The following is a 20236-nucleotide window of genomic DNA, read 5'->3' as shown; positions in this document are numbered from 1 at the left end:
CTTAGCAGGCTCCCCAATTTTGCGCGTCAGCGTCCCAGCATTGGCCCGCCGCCTGTTTCGCATCGCTGAGCGCAAAGAGCCCCAGTTCCGCCGTGCCGCTGTCGCAGGTAAGCGCCGCGATCTCTCGGCCCTGCTCGGTCACTGTCACACCGCCATTGCTGGTTTGATCAATCTTGTCGTATGCGCCGTAGACCTCATAGGAAAACGCCCCGTTGCGAAAGGTCGTGCTCTCCCAAATGGCGCGACCAATCCCCGGCCAAGGCTGATGCGCGACCTCCTTGATCGGAGCGCTCAGCCTCAGGTCAGGCGCGGTGTGAGGGCCAAAGCGGTAGGTCACGCGATCCCCGGTGATACAGACATCCAACTGCTTGGTGCCCCTGCCGGTCGTACAGCTCAAAACCGTGGTGCTGCCTGCGTCGCAAAGGGCAGCGGCTTGGCTGACGCCGAGGGTCAGAAACAGGCTGGCAAGAACGAGACGCATGAGATTGATCCACCGCAACATCCCACGCAGGATAGGCCCGAGGTGCCGCGCAAACAACGGTCTGGGTCAGAGTGTGGCTCTAGAAATCTTCCAACTCGATCAGGTGGTCCAAACAGAACTGGCGCGCATGGTGGCTAGGCAGGTTCTCTCCCGCGCGGCGCAGGGTGACGGAATAGGACTGCCGGATATCGCCGTTCACCCGCTCGAGATCGGTGGTGAAAACAACGCCGGTTCGGCCCACACCGCTGAGCGACGGCCCACGGGGCGTTTTGATGAAAAGCCGCTCACTGCGCGGCAGGCCCAAAACATCCTGCGCAAACTCCGCAGCGGCGCACCAGACGTGACGCGCGCCTGCGCCGTGGTCTTCGATCACTTCAAAATCACGCGCGGTGAGGGGCACGACGACCAACCAATTCTCGGCCCGATAGGCCTGCGCGGCGGCTTGCAGCGGCAGCACCAAGCACAGAAGGGTAAGGAGAGTTTTGCGCATCATGGGATCCTCCTTGGGATATCCCATTGATGTAAGCGGCGCGCGCGGCAGGTCAAAGGCCCACCCCGCAAAAGGAAACGCGGCCACCGGGGCCGCGCATCGTTTTATTGATCAAGGAAGCTGCGCAGCTTGCGCGAACGGCTCGGGTGTTTGAGCTTGCGCAGTGCCTTGGCTTCGATCTGGCGAATACGTTCGCGGGTGACCGAGAACTGCTGACCGACTTCTTCGAGCGTGTGGTCGGTGTTCATGCCGATACCAAACCGCATCCGCAGGACACGCTCCTCCCGCGGGGTGAGCGAGGACAGCACGCGGGTCGTGGTCTCCTTGAGGTTTTCCTGAATGGCGCTGTCGAGCGGCAGCACGGCATTCTTGTCCTCAATGAAATCGCCCAGTTGGCTGTCTTCCTCATCGCCGATGGGCGTCTCAAGGCTGATCGGCTCTTTGGCGATTTTCATCACCTTGCGGACCTTTTCGAGCGGCATCTGCAGCTTCTCGGCCAGTTCCTCTGGCGTCGGCTCGCGGCCGATTTCGTGCAGCATCTGACGACCGGTCCGAACCAGCTTGTTGATCGTCTCGATCATATGCACCGGAATACGGATGGTGCGCGCCTGATCGGCGATCGAACGGGTGATCGCCTGACGGATCCACCACGTCGCATAGGTGGAGAACTTGTAGCCGCGGCGGTACTCGAACTTATCCACGGCCTTCATCAGGCCGATGTTACCTTCCTGAATAAGATCAAGGAATTGCAAGCCGCGGTTCGTGTACTTCTTGGCGATGGAGATGACGAGGCGCAGGTTCGCTTCGACCATTTCCTTCTTGGCCTGACGGGCTTCTTTTTCGCCCTTCTGGACCTGCTGCACGATACGGCGGAATTCAGAGATATCAAGACCGACATACTGACCGACCTGCGCCATGTCAGCGCGCAGTTCTTCGACCTTGTCGCTGGAGCGTTCGATAAACATCTGCCAACCGCGACCGGACTTCTCGGCCATCCGCTCCATCCAGTTGGGATCAAGCTCGTAGCCACGGTAGTTGTCGACGAACTCCTTGCGGTTGATGCGCGCTTGGTCGGCGAGCTTTACCATCGCGCTGTCGATCTGCATGATGCGGCGGTTGATGCCGTAAAGCTGGTCGATCAGGGCTTCGATACGGTTGTTGTGCAGGTGCAGTTCATTCACCAACAGCACGATCTCGGACCGCAGCTTTTGGTACATCGCTTCCTGATCTTTGGTGAAAGACCCGTCTTCGTTCAGCGTGGCCGAGATACGGCTGTCCTGCATCGCGCTGAGCTTTTCGTAGTCGTCGGCGATGATGTCGAGCGCTTCGAGAACCTGAGGCTTCAGCGCCGCTTCCATGGCCGCAAGGCTCATGTTGGCCTGTTCGTCCTCATCGTCGTCGTCGTCGGATGAGATCGGGTTGCCGTCGGCGTCGTACTCGGGCTTGGCTTCTTCGCTCTTGGTCTCGGTCCCGGCGGCAGGGGCCACGACCGGCGTGGTTTCTTCCTCATCGCCCATCTGCGTGCCAAAAGTCGCCTCAAGGTCGATCACGTCGCGCAGCAAAATGTCTTCGGACAGAAGTTCGTCGCGCCAGATGGTAATCGCCTGAAACGTCAGCGGGCTTTCGCAAAGCCCCGCGATCATCGTGTTGCGGCCGGCCTCGATCCGCTTGGCGATGGCGATCTCGCCCTCACGGCTAAGCAACTCAACGCTGCCCATCTCGCGCAGGTACATGCGGACCGGGTCATCGGTGCGGTCGAGTTTTTCAGAGGTGCCAGACGACAACGCCACATCACGGTTGGACTCGGTGGTCGTGACTTCGGTCGAGCCTTTGTTCTCTTCCTCTTCGGCCTCTTCGTCTTCGATGATGTTGATGCCCATTTCCGACAGCATCGACATCACGTCTTCGATTTGTTCCGAGCTTACCTGATCGGGCGGCAGCACTGTGTTGAGCTGATCATAGGTGATATAGCCCTTCTCGCGGGCCTCGCCGATCATCTTCTTCACGGCGGCTTGGCTCATGTCGAGCGAGTGGCCAGCCTCTGAATCGTTGCTCTTTGCGTCGTCATTCGTATCTTTGGCAGCCATCTCATGCTCCTTCAGCGCGTCAGCGCGAATCATCCGCAGACGATTCGGTTTTCCGAATCATGCGGGGTTATTGGTGATTCTTAAACCCGTTGCCCAGCATTTTCAAAAAGTCCTGCAAATGGGCCACGCTGATGCCTCATCCGCGACCCTTCGACTTCTCATATTTAATCGTTCCCAAGAGCGCATCCAGTGCGCTGCGTTCATCGCGGTCCATGGTCATGCCGTTGTCGCCCACGTCGAATTCCCCGTTGCTTTCTTCCTGCGCGCTGCGGCGGGCAAGGTCGGCGGCGCGGGCCGCTTCGCTCAGACGCCAGGTTACCCCCTCGTCCGCCGGGCCACTGAGGTCTTCGACGGCTTCGGCAATCTCTTCGTTCAGCCCACGGGCGGCATCCAGCTTGGCCAGTTCCTCGGCCACAGTCAGGCGGGTCATGTCCACGTTGCCGGGATTGCGAATGCAGGGCGTGATGGCAACGTGGCGTTGCCCCTTCATGTTTTCAAGTGTCTCCCAGCCCAGCGAATAGGAAATCTCATCGCGCAGCGTCTCTTGACCCGCATGGCCAAAGCGCAGCAGCAGATCGCGCAGCCGGGCGTGGTCGGGATCGTCGCAGCGCATCGCCTCTAACCCGGTCTCGAAAGTCTCGACCAATTGCGGGCAGTCCACGAGGGCCACGAGGATCACCGCCTCGCGCAGATGCATGCCCACCTGTTCATCGCTCATCGCCACGAGGGCCGAGGCTTTCGTGCTCGCCAAAGGGGCCAGCGGCGCGCCCCATGGAGCACCCTTGCCCCCTTTGCCCCCGCCCTTGCCCGGCCCCCTGCCGCCCACGGGGCGGAATTCAGGGCGCTGTTTTTGCGGGCGGAAGAGGTCCCACCGCAGGTCTTTGATCTCTTGCCCATAGTGGCTGCGGATCGACGGATCGCGGATAAGTTTGATCTTTTCACGCAGACTTTTATCCAGCGCCGCTTTTCGTTCGGGGCTGTCAAAGACTTTGCCCTCGGTCTCGCGCTGCCACAGCAGGCGCACCATGGGCAGGGCGCTGTCTAAGAGCTTTTGCAAGGCCCCGGCCCCTTGGGCCCGCAGCAGATCGTCGGGGTCTTGCCCCTCGGGCATCACCGCGAAACGCAGGCTTTGCCCGGCCTCTAGCAGCGGAAGCGCCAGATCGATCAGCCGAAGCGCAGCACGCTGGCCCGCCGCGTCGCCATCCAGCGTAATAATCGGCTCGGGCGCGATCCGCCAAAGCATCTGCAACTGGTTCTCGGTAATCGCGGTGCCAAGCGGGGCCACGGCGCCTTCAAACCCCGCCCCATGCAGGGCGATCACATCCATATAGCCTTCGGCCACGATCAACGCCTGCCCCCGACCTGCAGCGGCGCGGGCGTCTTTCACATTGTAAAGGCTGCGGCCCTTGTCGAAGAGTTCTGTCTCAGGCGAGTTGAGGTATTTCGCCTTGTCCTCTGGGTCCATCGCGCGACCGCCAAAAGCAATCGCCCGCCCCCGCGCATCGCGGATCGGGAACATAATGCGCCCGCGAAAAGTATCATAGGGTTTTCCCCCCTTGGACGAGGGTTTCGCCAGCCCCGCACCAAGGATCAACTCATCCGCCACGCCCTTAGATTTGAGGGCATCCCAAAGCCCCTGCCAACTGTTCGGCGCAAAGCCAATCTCCCAATGCGCCTGCGCCTGTTCCGAGAGGCCGCGCTTGATCAAATAGTCCCGCGCCGCCCCCGCCGCGCCGGTGCGCAATTGCAGGCGGAACCACTGCGCCGCTTGCTCCATGACCTCGGCCAGTTGCGTGCGCTTGTCGGCCTTGGCCTGCGCGCGCGGGTCTTGCTTGGGCACCGGCATGCCGACTTCACGGGCGATGATCTCTACCGCCTCCATAAAGCTCACATTCTCGGTCTCGCGCACGAAAGAGATCGCATCCCCCTTCGCGTGGCAGCCAAAGCAGTAGTAGAACCCCTTGCGGTCATCGACGTGGAAGCTGGCGGATTTTTCCTGATGGAAAGGGCATGGCGCCCACATGTCGCCCTTGCCCTGATTGGACTTTCGGTTGTCCCATATGACCTTGCGCCCCACCACCTGAGACAGGCTGGCGCGGTCACGCAGTTCTTCCAAAAATCCAGGGGGCAGGCTCATGGTTTCATATACCGGCTGGGGCGGATCAGAGTCCAGAGGAGGCAGGTCAGCCACGGGCGGCAAAGCGCCTTTCCATGCCGGGCAGCGCCCCTGCCCGGCATGGTGTTTGTTAGCTTACTGCGCGAGGCACATTTCTTTCCACGCGGCGGAGAGATCGTTCTTTTTCACGTCGTGCATTTTCATCTCATAAACCCAAGGGGTCACCAGCGGGATCGCGGTGTTAAAGCTTTCGGGCCATGTCGCCTTGGCCTTCACGGCGGCAGGCACTTCGCGTTCCTTCACGCGATCAAGCCGCGCCTGCTGCACGGCGGCGACCACGGCGGCCTGATGCATACAGCTGTCTTCTTTTTTCGAGGCTGCCAGCGCCGGGCCCGAGACCGCCATGCTGATCGCGGCCAAAGCGGCGAAAATCGTTTTGTTCATGTCTATGCTCCGTTGTTTGCCAAACGGGGATTCGGGCCCCCGCCGGACAACCTAGCGCCGCGATGCCACCGCTTCCATAGCGCGGCGCAACTCCTGCACCAAAGTGGCGGCCATCGACCGATAGACCATCAGCAGGAAGCCGGTCTCAGTGCGGGTGATCGAGGCAGGCATGTCGCGCAACGCGCTGCGCAGGGTCTGGCCGGATTTGAACGCCGCATCGCGCAGGTCCACCGGGGCCAATCGCGCCAGCACATCCTCGGCCCCCGGCCCCTGCAATTCCGCCACCGCCCATCCGTCTGAGACATCGACGAGGGCTGCATGTTTCGCAAGCGCCTCATCAGGCGTAGGCCCGACAAGCAGCGCCTCTTCCCGGCCAAACCACAGGCATTGGGCATCGCCCTCAGCGGTGCTCTGAAGTGGCTCTGGCAGTGCAACCCCATGGGCCGCCTCAAGCGCTTTGGAGAGGCCCGCCCGATCAGACACGCCCAGTACGGTCAACTGGCCCAGATCACGGGCCGCCACCGTCATGTCACCGATGTGCAGCGGGAGCAGCTCGCCGAACGGCGTTTGCGCTTTCAATTCAACCACGGGCGCGCCCTCCTTCCGGGTCCACAAAGACCGGGGCGCAGATCTCCACCTCGGCCTCGATTTCGCGCAGATGGTCGACCATGCGCATCACCTCCCCATACCGTGCGCGGCCCCGGGTAACAAAGCCCAGTCCGACAAAGGTACCGACATCCGGCGCAAAACCGACCGAAGTCGTATGCCCCTGCACATTCTCGCGCGTGGCCACGGCCCCGGCCTCGAACAGAAACGCCCCTGCGGTCAACTGCTTCACCGCGCCCACAGGCCGCAGCCCCACCAGTTGCGCGCGGCTTGGATCGCGCAGGCCGGGGCGTTCCGACATGGTCTTGCCGATACAGTCCTTGCCGTCCGACACCATGCGCTCCATGCCGATGTCGCCCGCCGTGGCGCGCCCATCAATCTCTGCATGGGTGATATGGCCCTTTTCCAACCGCAGCACGTTCAGCGCCTCCATCCCGTAGGCGCCGCCCTCCAGCGCCTCGGCCCGCGCGACCAGCAGATCGAACAGCGCCGCGCCATAGCGCGCGGGCACCGCGATTTCATAGGCATGTTCGCCAGAGAAAGAGATGCGGAACAGCCGCGCCGCGACACCGCCGAGCCACACGTCACCACAGGCCATGAAGGGAAAGCTGTCATTGTCGATCGGCTGCTCCAGCAGCCCATTCAGCAATTCACGAGACTTCGGCCCCGCCACGGCGAATTGGGCCCATTGTTCGGTGACCGAAGACAGATGCACCTGCCATTCGGGATGCAGACATTGCGTCACGAATTCCAGATGGCGCATCACCTCACCGGCAGCGCCGGTGGTGGTGGTCATCAGGTAATGCGTCTCCCCCAACCGCGCGCAGGTGCCGTCGTCCATGACGAAACCATCCTCGCGCAGCATCAACCCGTAGCGCACTTTGCCGACCTTCAAGGTGCTGAACTTATTCGTATAAACCAGATCGAGCAGCTTGGCCGAATCCGGCCCTTGAATGTCGATCTTGCCCAAGGTCGAGACATCGCAGACCCCAACCGTGTTGCGCACAAAACCGACCTCCCGGTCACAGGACTGCCGCCAGTTGCGTTCCTGCCCGCGCGGGAAATAGCTGGGGCGATACCACAGCCCCGCCTCCACCATCGGGGCGTTCATGGCAAGGCTGGCCGCGTGGCTGGTCGTCAGCCGTTCGGGCGCAAAGCCCTTGCCCTGCCCGCCCGCGCCCATCGCTGCAATCGCAACCGGGGTATAGGGCGGGCGGAAGGTGGTCGTGCCCGTCTCGGCAATGCCGCGCCCCGTGGCATCGGCCAGCACCGCCAGCGCCGCAACGTTTGAGTTTTTACCCTGATCGGGTGCCATGCCTTGGGTCGTGTAGCGTTTCATATGCTCGACCGAGCGGAAGTTTTCTGCCGCCGCCTGCTGCACGTCTTTCACACAGACATCGTTCTGAAAATCGAGCCACGCCCGGCCCTTGCCCGGCACCGCCCAGAGGGGTTTGAGAGTGTATGGCGCATCATCGGCCTGCGGCAGGTCCACGGCCTCTGCTTTGCAGCCCAGCGCCTCCAGCGCGTCCCCGGCCGCGGCTACACCCGCGGCAAGGCAGCCGTGGGTCGAGAAGGTGCCGTTGCAGGCCCCCGCCACATGCATCCCCGGCACAGCGCCGGGGGTTGGGACGAAGGCGTGAATATCGGGCTCCCACGTCGGTCGCCCGCCCAGATGACAGGTCAGATGCAGCGAAGGATTCCAGCCGCCCGACATGGCCAGACAGTCAGCCTGTATCTTGTGCTCTCCGCCCGCTGTGCGGATGGTCACGGCCTCCAATTCCTTGCGGCCCGAAGCGTTGCAGACCACGGCACCGCGCAGCACCGGAAAATCCGCGCCTTCAATGCTGACCCCCTCGCGGCTGTCGATCAATGCAGCCACATGCACCCCCGCCGCTGCCAGATCGCGCGCTGTGCGGTGGGCGTCGTCGTTGTTGCCAAAGACCGCCACTTGCTTGCCCGGTGCCACGCCCCAACGGTTGAGATAGGCCCGCACCGCGCCTGCCGTCATGATGCCGGGGCGGTCGTTGTTGGCGAAGGCCACGGGGCGCTCTAACGCGCCTGCCGCAAGGATCGATTGCTTGGCCGCGATGCGCCAGAAACATTCCAGCGGCGCACCCTCGCCGCGCCGCGCGCGGTGTTGGTTGACCCGTTCGAGCGCGCCGAACATGCCGCCGTCATAGGCCCCGGTGACCGTCGTGCGCGGCATCAGGCGGACGTTCTCCATCGCGGCCAGTTCCGCCACCATTCCCGCTGCCCATGTGTGACCCGGTTGGCCACCGATACTCTCGTTCTCGGCATTGAGCCGCCCGCCCATCAGCGCGTCTTCGTCGGCGAGGATCACATCGGCCCCAGCCCGCGCAGCCGTCAGCGCCGCCATCAACCCCGCCGGCCCCGCGCCGATGACCAATAGGTCGCAAAAGGCATAGGCTTTCTCATAGGCATCGGCATTGGGTTGACCGCTCAGCCGACCAAGCCCCGCAGCACGGCGGATCACCGGCTCGTAGACATGTCGCCAGAACCGGCGCGGCCACATGAATGTCTTGTAATAGAACCCCGCCCCCAGAAAGGGCGCGCCAAGGTCGTTTACCGCCATCAGATCAAAATCGAGGCTCGGCCAAGCGTTCTGGCTGCGCACCGCCAGCCCCTCGTAAATCTCTTGCATCGTGGCGCGAACGTTAGGCTCTGACGCGGGACCGACACCTGTGGTCACCAGCGCGTTCGGCTCTTCGCTGCCCGCGCTGAGCACCCCGCGCGGGCGGTGGTATTTGAACGACCGCCCCATCAGCCGCTGCCCGTTCGCCAGCATGGCCGAGGCGACCGTATCGCCCGCAAAGCCGTCATAGCGCCGCCCGTCGAAGGTGAATCTGACCGGCTTGTCCCGGTCAATCAATCCGCGCCCTGCGATCCTCATGCCATGGCCCTTTTCACATCAGATGCCAGTTCCACGGCCTGCACCGCATGGGTCACCGTATCGCGGGTGACGACCAGCCACGCGCCGCAACCGCTCTCATGCTGCCACAGATCGCGCGTCTGCCCTGCCGGGTTGTCGCGCAGGTGGAGGTAGCCGTCCCAGACATCGTCGCCAGCATCAGGTGCTGGCCGCGCCAAGGCGATGGCGTCGCCGCGATAATAGAACTCTCGCCGGTCCCGGCTGCCGCAGATGGGGCATTCAATCCGCATGGTCGCCCTCCCTCAATGCAAGTTGTGCTGAGACCCGGTGGCCTCTTCATCCATCAGACCTTCGCCCGAGCGGAAACGGTCGAGCCTAAGGCCCGCCGCCGTCTCATGGTGTTGCCCGGTGGCCATCAGATGCGCCAGCGCATAGCCCGAGGCCGGCACCGCTTTGAAGCCGCCGTAACACCAGCCGCAATCGATGAACAAACCTTGCGTATCAGTCTTGTCGATGATCGGGCTGCCATCGGGGGTCATGTCCATGATCCCACCCCAAGAACGCAGCACACGGGCCTTGCCGAGCATCGGCATCAGGGTCATCCCCGCCTCCATCACATGTTCCATCATCGGCATATTGCCGCGCTGCGCGTAGGAGGCATAGAAATCCAGATCGCCGCCAAAGACCAATCCGCCCTTGTCGGACTGGCTGATATAGAAATGCCCCATGCCGAAGCTCACCACATGGTCGATCACCGGCTTCAGCCCCTCGGTCACGAAGGCTTGCAATACATGGCTCTCAATCGGCAGGCGCATCCCGGCCATCGCGGCCACTTGGCCCGAGCGCCCCGCTGTCACAATCGCCACCTTCTTGGCCCGGATCGGCCCGCGCGTGGTCTCTACGCCGCGCACCTTGCCATTCTCGATGTCGATGCCGGTGACCTCGCATTGCTGGATCAGATCGACGCCGCGCTGGTCCGCGCCGCGCGCATAGCCCCATGCCACCGCATCATGCCGCGCGGTGCCGCCGCGCCGGTGCAGCAACCCGCCATGGATGGGAAAACGGCCGTTGTCGTAGTCCAGATAAGGCAGCAATTTTCGCAAGTCGTCGCGGCCCAAGAGTTCCGCGTCGTCGCCTTGGTTGATCATCGCATTGCCGCGCCGGGCCGAGGCGTCGCGCTGTGCGTCGGAGTGAAACAGCGTGATCACCCCGCGTTGGCTGAACATGACGTTGTAGTTCAATTCCTCCGACAGCCCTTCCCAGAGCTTCAGCGAATGGCTGTAGAACTCGGAATTGCCCGGCAAAAAGTAATTGCCCCGCACAATCGTGGTGTTGCGCCCCACGTTGCCACCGCCCAGATAGCCTTTCTCAAGCACCGCGATATTGGTCATCCCGTGGTTTTTGGCGAGGTAATAGGCCGTGCTCAGCCCATGGCCGCCCCCCCCGATAATCACCGCGTCATATTCCGCCTGCGGCTCTGGATCGCGCCATTGCGCTGTCCAACCGCGATTGCCGGTCAAACCTTCGCGCAACACCCGCAGTCCTGAAAATCGCATCATTCGCCTCCCCCGGTCTTGCCGCAGTCAAGCAACTTGAAGCGCAAGTATCAATGACCGAAAACGCCCTCTGCCCCCATCGTGGGCCCGGTCAGCAAAAAGGGGCGCACTGCGCCCCTTTTTCGTTCACTTAAGGGGAAATACGCCCCCTCAAAGCCCTTTGGCGTGATAGCTCGCCGCCACCTTTTCAATCGAGACCAGATAGGCGGCCGTGCGCAGGTCATCGACGTCGTCGCGGCTGTGCCAGACATGCGCCATCGCCTCATAGGCCGTGCGCATCGTGTCGTCCAAGCCAGAGCGAACCAGCTCCAACTCGCCCGCGCCGCGCAGGTACTTCTCTTTGAAGTTCGGGCTCAGCGTCCAACCCAGTTGCTTGTCCGCGCTCAGCCGCTCAAGCTCGTCCACCACCAGTTGGTGACGCGATTCCTCGGCGCGGCGCTGCATACGGCCAAAGCGGATGTGGCTAAGGTTCTTGACCCACTCGAAGTACGAGACCGTCACACCGCCCGCGTTGGCATACATATCCGGCACGATGACCGTGCCCTTCTTGCGCAGCACCTCATCCGCCCCGGCGGTCACAGGGCCGTTGGCGGCCTCGATGATCAGCGGCGCTTGGATACGCTCGGCATTGCTGAGGTTGATGACACCTTCAAGCGCGGCAGGGATCAAGATATCGCATTCTGCTTCCAAAAACTTGGCGCCATCTTCCTCAAACTTCGCATCAGCGTAGCCTTTGATGCTGCCGTGCTTTTCGATCCACTTGTGCACGGCTTCGACGTTCAGCCCGTCTTCGCTGTGCAGCGCGCCATCGCGTTCGATGATTGCGGTGATCTTTGCGCCATCCTCTTCGCTCAGGAACTTGGCGGCGTGATAGCCCACATTGCCGAGACCCTGAATGATGACCCGCTTGCCCTCAAGCTTACCGCTCAGACCGGCTTTCTTTAGCCCCTCGGGATCACGGAAGAAGGCTTGCAACGCATATTGCACGCCCCGGCCCGTCGCCTCGGTCCGGCCTTGGATGCCGCCTGCGTTGATCGGCTTGCCGGTGACACAGGCGACACCGTTGATGTCGGTGGTGTTCATGCGTTTGTATTGATCCGCGATCCACGCCATCTCGCGCTCGCCAGTGCCCATGTCGGGGGCGGGCACGTTCTGCGCGGGGTTGATCATATCGCGTTTGATCAGCTCATAGGCAAAACGCCGGGTGATCAACTCTAGCTCATGCTCGTCGTAGTCGCGCGGATCAATGCAAAGCCCGCCCTTGGACCCGCCAAAGGGCGCTTCGACCAAGGCGCATTTATAGGTCATCAGCGCCGCCAGCGCTTCTACCTCGTTCTGGTTCACGGCCATGGAGTAGCGGATGCCGCCCTTCACAGGCTCCATATGTTCCGAATGCACCGAGCGGTAGCCGGTGAAAGTATGCATACGGCCCCGCAGGCGGACGCCGAAACGCACCGTGTAGGTGGCGTTACAGACGCGGATTTTCTCTTCAAGACCGGGTGGCAAATCCATCAGCGCGACCGCGCGGTTGAACATCAGGTCCACACTGTCGCGGAAACTCGGCTCATTGGCTGGATTCATCGGTCTCTCCTCTTCTTGTCTGGCCGCGTTACCTCTGTTGCGGGGCGCGACTCATCTGGCTGCCCTAGGGGCATGCTGCCGCACCGTAGGACGCCTCATGACGGGGTGCGACCTAATTCAGCGCGATTTGCAAAACTTTATCAACCCTGGGTAGGGCCGGGAAACACGCCCTCCCCGTTCGGTGGAAATCAGCCAGTGCTAGGTGGGTCATTTCCATGAAAACCTGCCCGGAACGCTGCCTATTGCCCCAGATGCGCCAAACTCTGGACACTTTCCCACAGCACAACAAGGGCAAGGCAAATGCCGCCCATTCCCTTTGGTGCCCGCAGGACGCCACAGGAAGAAAGGTTGATGACGATGCGCAAGACATCTCACAGTTCGGAACATTCCCCGCGGCCCCTGCCCGCGCTGCTTCGGCGTTTTGCGCGGGAAGAAGACGGGTTGGTCACGTTTTTCGCCATTCTGATGATCCTGTTGATGATCCTTTTGGGCGGTGTCGGGGTGGACCTGATGCGCCATGAGCGTGAACGCTCTCTGGTGCAGGCCGTGGCCGACCGCGCCGTGCTGGCGGCAGCTGACCTAGATCAGACGCTCAGCCCCGAAGCTGTGGCCCGCGACTATTTCGACAAGGCAGGGCTGGCCGAATATGTCTCAAGCGTCACGGTCGAAGAAGGGCTGAACTACCGCCGCGTCACGGTCGATGCCTCCCATACCCTGAACACCATGTTCATGAGCAAATTCGGCCAAGACAACCTGCGGGTCCCCGCCAAATCCCAAGCCGAGGAAAAGGTGAACAAGGTCGAGATTTCCATGGTGCTCGATATCTCCGGCTCCATGCGGGAGAACGGCAAAATGGCCAACCTACACGATGCAAGCGATGCCTTCATCGACACGGTGATCAAACCCAAGAACGCCGACCTGATCTCAATCTCGGTGGTGCCCTATACCGCGCAGGTGAACGTCGGGCAGGACATCATGAATGAGCTGAACGTCACCCAACTGCACTCCTTTTCGCACTGCGTTGATTTTGACGACAGCGAATTTGATCTCACCGCCATCAGCCAGACCCGCAGCTATGAGCATATGCAGCATTTCGAGGCGGGATATAGCTGGAACGGCTATGACCGCGAGAACACCGGGCGCTATGACAACATCTATAATCCCGGCTGCCCGAAACAAAGCTATGAAGAGGTGGCCGCCTTCTCGCAGAACGCCGCCGCGCTGAAGGCCCGTATCTCAAATTTCCAGCCCCGCGCGAATACTGCCATCCATCTGGGGATGAAATGGGGCGTGGCCCTGCTCGACCCGTCCTTCCGGGCGATCAACCAGGCCACGGGTGGCGAGGCTGCATTTCAAGATCGCCCTGCGGCCTATGATGATATCGAGACGCTTAAGACAGTGATCCTGATGACTGACGGCGTGAACGTGACCACCCGCCGGATCAACCCGCAGGTCTATGCCAACATGGACCACTACCGCCACTGGAGCGATTACCCCTTTTATTGGTGGCTCAACCGCAATGTCCGCTCAAGCGAGCAATACCGCTGGTATTACACCAAATACACCGCCTCGCGGGCCGACGCCCTGTTGGACAACATCTGCGACGCGGCCAAGGCCAAGGGCATCGTGATCTGGTCGATCGGCTTTGAGGTGACCGACCATGGCGCGTCGGTCATGAAAAACTGCGCCTCTTCCGACAGCCATTTCTTCCGCGTCGAAGGGGTCGAGATCGTCAGCGCCTTTGAGGCCATCGCCCGGCAAATCAACCAGTTGAGGCTGACGCAATGATACAACGCAGCATCAAAGCATGGCGCCGGTTTCGCGGCGATGAGGATGGATCGGCGATGCTGATAGAATTCGCCATCCTGTCGCCGCTGCTGTTTGGCTGTCTGCTTATGTCGGTCGAAATGAGCTTTTACGCCATCCGCCACATGCTCCTTGATCGGGGCTTGGACATGACGGTGCGCTATGTCCGGCTAAACACCAACACACCGATGACGCATCAGACCATCAAGGACAAAATCTGTGAATCCGCGATCTACTTGGAAGACTGCAGCGAAGTCCTGCGTCTTGAGATGATCCAAGTGGATCCGCGCAATTTTGCAAGTTTCGATCAGTCACCCGATTGCGTCGACACCTCCGAAGACCCCAAACCGGTGCGCGGCTGGACCCTCGGGGTCGAGCATCAGTTGATGCTGCTGCGCGCCTGTGCCCGGTTTAAACCTTTCTTTCCGACCACCGGCCTTGGCTATGCCCTTGAGAAAGACGGCGCGGGCCGTGTTTCCATGGTCTCAAGCGCGGCCTTCGTACAGGAGCCGAACTGATGCGTACGCTCATCTCTCTGCTGGCCCGGTTCAAAGGGCGCGAAGACGGCTCGATCGCCGTTGAAACGGTGATCATGCTGCCGTTGATGTTCTGGGCCTATCTGGCCATGTATTCGACCTTTGACACCTTCCGCATGTATAACCTCAACCAGACGGCGGCCTATACCGTGGGCGATGCCATCTCGCGGGAGACGCAGGCGATTGACCCAGACTACCTGCAAGGAATGCAGCAACTTTTCGAATATCTCACCCGTGGCACAGGGCAAACCGACATGCGGGTCAGCTCGATTTGGTATGATGAGGCCAACAACCGCTACCATACGGATTGGTCGCAGGTGCGCGGCACCCCCACCCCTCTGACCAGCGATGACGTGCGCAATTGGCACGACAAGCTGCCGGTGATGCCCAACAACGAACGTGTCACCTTGGTCGAGACATGGCGCGATTTCGAGCCACTGTTCAAAACCGGGCTCGAGCGCCGCGATATCTATAACTTCGTCTTCACCCGTCCGCGCTATGCGCCGCGCACGGTCTGGTCAGACGGTTAAGCCGCGTCACGCTCGGCCAGTTTGGCGCGGATGATCTCGGCGATCAGCTTGGTTTCGTTGGCCGGGGTCATGCCACCAACACCAATACGGCGGCCAAGGCTCCACCACAGGCCCAAGCGCCAGCCCCGCGCCACGCGGCGGTTGGTCTTGAGCAGGAAACCGTTTGAGGGTTTGACCGCGAAAGCCCCCTGATCAATGCGGGCGATTTCGTCGATGCGGACGATCACCCGGCCATCGGCATCGCGCAGCGCCTCATTGGTGAGTTCCACGCCGCTGGCGGTTGAGCGGCGCATCAATTCGGCAATGCCGATGAAGCCCAGCCCCACCAGCGCCAGCGCGATCTGCCACCCCGGATCGGGCGAACGGGTGAGCGCGGAATAGATCAGCAACAGCCCCAGCCCCGCCAGCGACAAAAGCCCCACCCCGCGCCGCGCGGGAGAGGCTTTGGCCCTGGCCAGCACGGTTTCCGCGCCGCTGTGCATCGTCTGGGGGGTATCGGTCATCGGCCGGGCTTTCTGAGGGGCAATGGGGCCGCACGCCTGCCGCCGCCTGCCGATTTCATTCGCCCTCGGCCTAGCCCGCCGCCCCGCAAAGGGCAAGACCGCGCGCCCGGGGGCGCCCTGCCCGATTAACGCTCAGCCTTGCCCTCGCGCTTGTCTCTTTTGCGGGCGTGCCCGGCTTGCAACCGCTCTTGCAGCTTGTCGGCATAGGCTTTGCGGGCGGCGGCATCCATCGCGCTGACCTCGGCCAGCCATGCGTTATGGGCCACGGTTTGAACACTGGCCGCAGCCTCTCCTTGCGCGGCGAGCACCGCCGCGGCCACATCCGCCTGAAACGGCTCTGCCCGCAGCGCGGCAAGCATCTCGTCATAAAGCGCGCGCCGTGCCGCCCGGTCGAGGTGATGCGCCTTGCCGCTGCTGCGCATCTTGCCGTGCAGATCGCGCCGCGCTTCGGGCGGCAGCGCCTGCACATAGGGCGAAGCATAGCTGCGCAGCCCCGGCAGATCGCCATCGCCGCGCGGCCCCGGCCCGCCATGACGCCACATCGCACCGCCAAGCGCGCCGAGGATCATCACGTTCAGCGCCAGCGACAGACCAAGCGCCAAGCGCATCAGTCGCCTGCGCCGTGGTGTGGGAACCTGTGTCATCTCAACTTTCCTCCATGTCCCAGCCAAAACCACCCAGTTCGGTGCCTGTATCGGCTTCGCCCGTGTCCAATGTCTCGGCCGTCCATGTGCCAGAGACGAATTGTCCGGCGAGATCCGGCATGCCCTCGGGCGGGGCGACGCCGACCCAAATCCCAACCGCCGCGGCAGTGGCAAGACCGCTTAGCCCCGCCGCACCACCCAAAAGCTGCCAAAGTGCTTGGTGCAACGGCTGGCGCGCTGCTTTGGGCATATGCGCTTCGGCATCGGCCAGAACCCGCGCTTGCAGATCGGCAGAGACCTGTGGCGGAGTAGCCCGGGCTGCGGCAAAGAAATTTTCCAGTGCGGCGTCACTCAATGCCCCATCACTTAATGCGTCGTCAAAGTCATTCATTTTCAAACCCCAATGCGTCCCGTTGCGCAGATAGCTGCGCGGCCAACGCCCGTTTGCCCCGTGCGGTCAGGCTCTCCACCGCTTCGACCCCAATGCCCAAGACTTCGGCAATTTCGGGGTTTGCCATACCGTCAATGTGGCGCAGCACCACCGCCTGACGCTGCCGGTCGGGCAGGCTGGCCAGCGCCTGTTGCAGCGCATCCACACGGGCGGCCTGCTGCATCTTCTGTGCGGCACCCGGCGTCGGATCGACCGGCTCGGCCACGTCATCAAGCCCTGCCGCCCCCGCGCCACGACGGCGCAGACGGTCAGTGCAAAGGTTGGCCACGACGCGATAAAGCCATGTGGTGACCTTGGCCTCACCTGCGCGCCACTTTGGCGCCTGACGCCACAGCCGCAGCATCGCTTCTTGGGCCACATCCTCTGCCTCGGCACGGTCGCCGAGCACCCGCAGCGCATGGCCGTGAATGCGCGGCACCAGCCGGGCCGTCAACAGCCGCGCCGCCGCCGCATCGCCGCTGGCGTAGCGCTGCAACAACTCGGCATCCGCATCGTGCTGCTCGTCGGACAAATCCTGCATCCCGTCCATCGCTAAGGCCCGGGCGCGCCATGATCAAGCGCGCCCGGCGCATCATTTAGTCGCGCTGCGGCTTGTCATGGTCCATCTTCTGGCCCTTGCCGTGGCGCTTGCCATGCATTTTCTTCGCCGCTTCGAACTCTTCGGCGCTGATGCTGCCGTTCTCGTCCTTGTCCAGACGCTCGAACATCTTGGCGGGGTCGTGGCGCTGCGTCATTTCTTCCATCGACAGCTTGCCGTCGTCATTGGCGTCCATACGCTCGATCATGCGCTCGCCGCCTTTGTGACCGCGCTTGCCGTCCTTTTTGCCGTCGCGCTTGTCACCGCGTTTGTCACCCATGGCTTCCAGTTCAGAGGCATCAAGGCTGCCGTTGCCGTCGGTGTCGAACCGCTCCAGCATCTTGGCCGAACGCTCGGCCTTGCGTGCCTCGCCTGCGGCTTTCAGCTCTTCGCCAGTCACGAAACCGTCGCCATCGGCATCAACCTTGGCGAAACGCGCCTCGGCGTGGGCTTGAAACTCTGCCTGTGTGATCTCGCCGTTGCCGTCAGCGTCAAGCTGCTGGAACCGGTCCTGCCCACTTGGCTGCGCGGTGGCGGCGACGGCACCGATGGCCAACAATCCGCTGAGGGCTGCGATCTTCATATTGGTACGAATGGTCATCTTGATACTCCTCGTTTTTTAAAGATCGTCTCACGCTTTTGCGCCGCGATCACAGGGTCAAACGGCTGGCGCCAGAACTTCCGTCGCTCGAACCCGAAGTTTTTTCAAAAAGTCGGCAAAGCCCCGCCCCCTGCGCGACATGGCGCCGCAACGGCGTCCTCAAGTCTTTTCTTTTCACGCCCCAGCCTGCATCTACCCCTCAACCAAAGGATCGCCCCTATGTCACAGACACAGCAATTGGCCCCCGACACTGCCGAGACGCAAGACAGCGAAGAGCGGCCTCGCCTGCCCGCCATGCTGCGCGGCTGGCGCGGCAAATGCCCCTCTTGTGGGGGCGGTCAGTTGTTGCACGGCTATCTTAAGGTGAATGACGACTGCGCCGTCTGCCGCCAAGAGTTTCACCACCACCGCGCCGATGATGGCCCAGCCTATCTGACCATTCTTCTGGTCGGCCACCTGCTGGCCCCGGGGCTGCACATCGCCTTTGTGGTCTGGCGGCCCGAGCCTTTGACCCTGTTCACCATTTTTGCGGTTGGCTGCACGGCGCTGTCCCTCTACCTTCTGCCCAGACTGAAGGGGGCCATGATCGGCTTTCAATGGGCCAAAAGGATGGGCGGCTTCGGCGGCACCACCTAGCGCGGCCCGCCCTTCGGCCCCTGACCGCCGGAGCATCGCCGCATGACCATCGACAAGACCAAAATCCGCAACGCCGCCACGGTGATCGTGCTGCGCGACCGCCATGTGACCCCGCATATCCTGATGGGGCAGCGCGGGGCCAAGGCGGCATTCATGCCCAATAAATTCGTTTTTCCCGGCGGTGCAGTCGATGCGACCGATGCGCAGGTGCCGCTGGCCGCGCCGGTGAACGCGCTCTGTCACGGCAGGCTTTGCGATGACGCCGAACCGTCCTTGGCCCATGCCATCGCCGTCGCCGCCATTCGTGAGTTGTGGGAGGAGACCGGTCTGGTGCTGGGCCGCAAGGGCGCGTGGGAGGGCGACGTGCCCGCCGATTGGCAGACCTTTGCCGCTACGGGGCACTTGCCCGACGCCTCTGCCCTGCAATTCGTGTTTCGCGCGCTGACACCTCCGGGCCGTCCGCGCCGCTTTGATGCGCGGTTCTTTTTGGTCGACGCCGAAGACATCGCCAGTGACCCCGATGATTTCGACGCCGCCTGTGATGAGCTTTCGCATCTGCAATGGGTGCCGCTCAGCCGGGCGCGGTCGTTTGACATGCCCTTCATCACCGAGGTCGTGCTCGCCGAAGTCGCCGCCCGCGCGCGCGATACCAATCCGCCCGCCTCGGTCCCGTTTTTCAAAAACAACGACGAAGAGAGCCTGTTCCTGCGTCTGCATGGCCGCCCGATGACGGGCTAAGTCGCCAGCACCAGCGCCAGGATCGACAGCGCCAGCACGGCCATCCCCGCCCATTCCCGGCGCGAGATCCTTTCGCGGAAAAACAGAGTTGAGGCGGCGATGCTCAGCATCAACTCCACCTGCCCCAAAGCCTTCACATAGGCCGCGTTTTGCAGGGTGAAGGCGATGAACCAGCACAGCGAGCCACCCATCGAGGTCAGTCCAATCCAGACCGCCACCCGCCGCGCCGCCCAAACCCGGCGCATCTGCCCCGGCTCGCGCAGGCGCAGCCAAACGGCCATGATCAGCGTCTGCATCAGCACCACCGCCGCCAGCGTCACGCCCGCGCGTAGCAGCGGATCGTCAGAGACCACGGCCAGCGACGCGCCGCGATAGCAGACCGCCGAAATGGCGAACAAAAACCCCGAAGCGATCCCCAGCCCCGCCGCGCGGTTGCGCAGATCGGCCAACCGCAGCCCCTTGGCCTCGGCCCCGCCGGACAGAAGCAGCAGCCCCACCACGCCAAGCGCAATGGCGGAAAACCCCGCGCCCGACACACCTTCGCCCAGCACGATCCAGCCCATCAGCACGGTCTGGATCACTTCGGTCTTCTTAAAGGTGATGCCGACGGCAAAATTGCGTTGCTTGAACAGCAGCACCACACAGACCGTCGCCATGATCTGCGCCGTGCCGCCCATCGCACCGTACAGCCAGAACCCCGGCCCTAGCGCGGGCAGCGCCTGCCCGCTAAGGCCCAGATAGAGCGGCAACAGCAGCGCGATGAAGGGCGCGGAGTAGAGAAACCGCGAAAACGTCGCCCCGCCCGCCGACAGCGTATCGGTCGCCAAATGCTTTTGCAGCATGAAGCGCCCGGTTTGAAACGTGGCGGCGGCAAGGGTGACGAGGACCCACAGATCGGGCGCGAAAATACTGTCCATAACAGCCTATAGGCCGAAGCCGGGCGGCAGTGCCAGCGCCGTCGTG

General features: G+C 62.5%; 21 protein-coding genes. 5 read left to right on the top strand and 16 right to left on the bottom strand.

Going from position 1 to position 20236, the window contains the following annotated elements:
- Window position 1: 1 nt before the first annotated feature.
- The 10 genes from K3762_RS06785 to K3762_RS06740 form a co-directional block, all read right to left on the bottom strand.
- A complete protein-coding gene (locus K3762_RS06785) occupies window positions 2-481 on the bottom strand; it encodes a hypothetical protein (RefSeq protein ID WP_132446122.1) in 480 nt (159 codons plus the stop codon).
- 79 nt (window positions 482-560) lie between these two features.
- Window positions 561-974: a hypothetical protein gene (locus K3762_RS06780; protein WP_240791652.1), complete on the bottom strand. Its 414-nt coding sequence runs from the start codon at window positions 972-974 to the stop codon at window positions 561-563.
- Between the two features lie 101 nt (window positions 975-1075).
- A complete protein-coding gene (gene rpoD, locus K3762_RS06775; RefSeq protein ID WP_120352171.1) occupies window positions 1076-3058 on the bottom strand; it encodes an RNA polymerase sigma factor RpoD in 1983 nt (660 codons plus the stop codon).
- A gap of 136 nt (window positions 3059-3194) precedes the next feature.
- A complete protein-coding gene (gene dnaG / locus K3762_RS06770; protein ID WP_132446124.1) occupies window positions 3195-5195 on the bottom strand; it encodes a DNA primase in 2001 nt (666 codons plus the stop codon).
- Between the two features lie 114 nt (window positions 5196-5309).
- On the bottom strand, window positions 5310-5618 hold the full coding sequence (locus tag K3762_RS06765; RefSeq protein WP_206054328.1) for a hypothetical protein: 309 nt from the start codon (window positions 5616-5618) through the stop codon (window positions 5310-5312).
- Between the two features lie 51 nt (window positions 5619-5669).
- Complete coding sequence (locus K3762_RS06760; RefSeq protein ID WP_260012530.1) at window positions 5670-6206, bottom strand: sarcosine oxidase subunit gamma; 537 nt, start codon at window positions 6204-6206, stop codon at window positions 5670-5672.
- Window positions 6199-9135 carry a sarcosine oxidase subunit alpha family protein gene (locus K3762_RS06755; RefSeq protein WP_260012528.1) on the bottom strand — a complete coding sequence of 979 codons (2937 nt, stop codon included), beginning with the start codon at window positions 9133-9135 and terminating at the stop codon, window positions 6199-6201. Before K3762_RS06755 ends, K3762_RS06760 begins: the two co-directional genes overlap by 8 nt.
- Window positions 9132-9404 carry a sarcosine oxidase subunit delta gene (locus tag K3762_RS06750; protein WP_132446130.1) on the bottom strand — a complete coding sequence of 91 codons (273 nt, stop codon included), beginning with the start codon at window positions 9402-9404 and terminating at the stop codon, window positions 9132-9134. Before K3762_RS06750 ends, K3762_RS06755 begins: the two co-directional genes overlap by 4 nt.
- A 12-nt stretch (window positions 9405-9416) precedes the next feature.
- Entirely contained in the window at window positions 9417-10670 is a 1254-nt protein-coding gene (locus K3762_RS06745; protein ID WP_132446192.1) for a sarcosine oxidase subunit beta family protein, read from the bottom strand.
- 150 nt (window positions 10671-10820) lie between these two features.
- The gene (locus K3762_RS06740; RefSeq protein WP_120350664.1) at window positions 10821-12251 is read right to left on the bottom strand and encodes a Glu/Leu/Phe/Val dehydrogenase; all 1431 of its coding nucleotides are present in this window, start codon (window positions 12249-12251) and stop codon (window positions 10821-10823) included.
- Window positions 12252-12608: 357 nt separating this feature from the next.
- Between K3762_RS06740 and K3762_RS06735 the strand changes: the two genes are divergently transcribed.
- The 3 genes from K3762_RS06735 to K3762_RS06725 are packed head-to-tail and all read left to right on the top strand — an operon-like array spanning window position 12609 to window position 15123.
- Complete coding sequence (locus K3762_RS06735) at window positions 12609-14039, top strand: Tad domain-containing protein (protein ID WP_260012524.1); 1431 nt, start codon at window positions 12609-12611, stop codon at window positions 14037-14039.
- On the top strand, window positions 14036-14575 hold the full coding sequence (locus tag K3762_RS06730) for a TadE/TadG family type IV pilus assembly protein (protein WP_120350663.1): 540 nt from the start codon (window positions 14036-14038) through the stop codon (window positions 14573-14575). Before K3762_RS06735 ends, K3762_RS06730 begins: the two co-directional genes overlap by 4 nt.
- Complete coding sequence (locus K3762_RS06725; RefSeq protein ID WP_120350662.1) at window positions 14575-15123, top strand: TadE/TadG family type IV pilus assembly protein; 549 nt, start codon at window positions 14575-14577, stop codon at window positions 15121-15123. The genes K3762_RS06730 and K3762_RS06725 overlap by 1 nt, the downstream gene beginning before the upstream one ends.
- On the opposite strand, the gene K3762_RS06720 is transcribed toward K3762_RS06725, so the two are convergent.
- The 5 genes from K3762_RS06720 to K3762_RS06700 all read right to left on the bottom strand — a co-directional run bounded on the left by K3762_RS06720 (window position 15120) and on the right by K3762_RS06700 (window position 17899).
- The gene (locus K3762_RS06720; RefSeq protein WP_120350661.1) at window positions 15120-15626 is read right to left on the bottom strand and encodes a hypothetical protein; all 507 of its coding nucleotides are present in this window, start codon (window positions 15624-15626) and stop codon (window positions 15120-15122) included. The two genes, K3762_RS06725 and K3762_RS06720, sit on opposite strands and share 4 nt — an antisense overlap.
- A gap of 125 nt (window positions 15627-15751) precedes the next feature.
- A complete protein-coding gene (locus K3762_RS06715) occupies window positions 15752-16270 on the bottom strand; it encodes a periplasmic heavy metal sensor (RefSeq protein WP_260012521.1) in 519 nt (172 codons plus the stop codon).
- A 1-nt stretch (window position 16271) separates the two neighbouring features.
- A complete protein-coding gene (locus K3762_RS06710; RefSeq protein ID WP_260012519.1) occupies window positions 16272-16661 on the bottom strand; it encodes a hypothetical protein in 390 nt (129 codons plus the stop codon).
- Entirely contained in the window at window positions 16654-17250 is a 597-nt protein-coding gene (locus K3762_RS06705; protein WP_067626641.1) for an RNA polymerase sigma factor, read from the bottom strand. Before K3762_RS06705 ends, K3762_RS06710 begins: the two co-directional genes overlap by 8 nt.
- A gap of 46 nt (window positions 17251-17296) precedes the next feature.
- Entirely contained in the window at window positions 17297-17899 is a 603-nt protein-coding gene (locus K3762_RS06700) for an EF-hand domain-containing protein (protein WP_260012516.1), read from the bottom strand.
- A gap of 219 nt (window positions 17900-18118) precedes the next feature.
- On the opposite strand from K3762_RS06700, the gene K3762_RS06695 reads away from it, so the two are divergent.
- Together K3762_RS06695 and K3762_RS06690 are read left to right on the top strand one after the other, a co-directional pair.
- Window positions 18119-18535 (top strand): DUF983 domain-containing protein, encoded by a 417-nt coding sequence (locus tag K3762_RS06695; protein WP_132446142.1) that lies wholly within the window; start codon window positions 18119-18121, stop codon window positions 18533-18535.
- A gap of 42 nt (window positions 18536-18577) precedes the next feature.
- Complete coding sequence (locus tag K3762_RS06690; protein ID WP_067627603.1) at window positions 18578-19273, top strand: NUDIX hydrolase; 696 nt, start codon at window positions 18578-18580, stop codon at window positions 19271-19273.
- Here K3762_RS06690 and K3762_RS06685 read toward each other — a convergent pair.
- Window positions 19270-20190, bottom strand: coding sequence for a DMT family transporter (locus K3762_RS06685; protein WP_067915998.1), 921 nt, complete (start codon window positions 20188-20190; stop codon window positions 19270-19272). The genes K3762_RS06690 and K3762_RS06685 overlap by 4 nt on opposite strands.
- Between the last annotated feature and the right edge of the window lie 46 nt (window positions 20191-20236).

Source organism: Sulfitobacter sp. W074, from assembly GCF_025142275.1.
Classification (GTDB): domain Bacteria; phylum Pseudomonadota; class Alphaproteobacteria; order Rhodobacterales; family Rhodobacteraceae; genus Sulfitobacter; species Sulfitobacter profundi.
The sequence above is the reverse complement of the archived record's forward strand: the minus strand, read 5'-3'. Positions and strand labels throughout refer to the sequence as shown.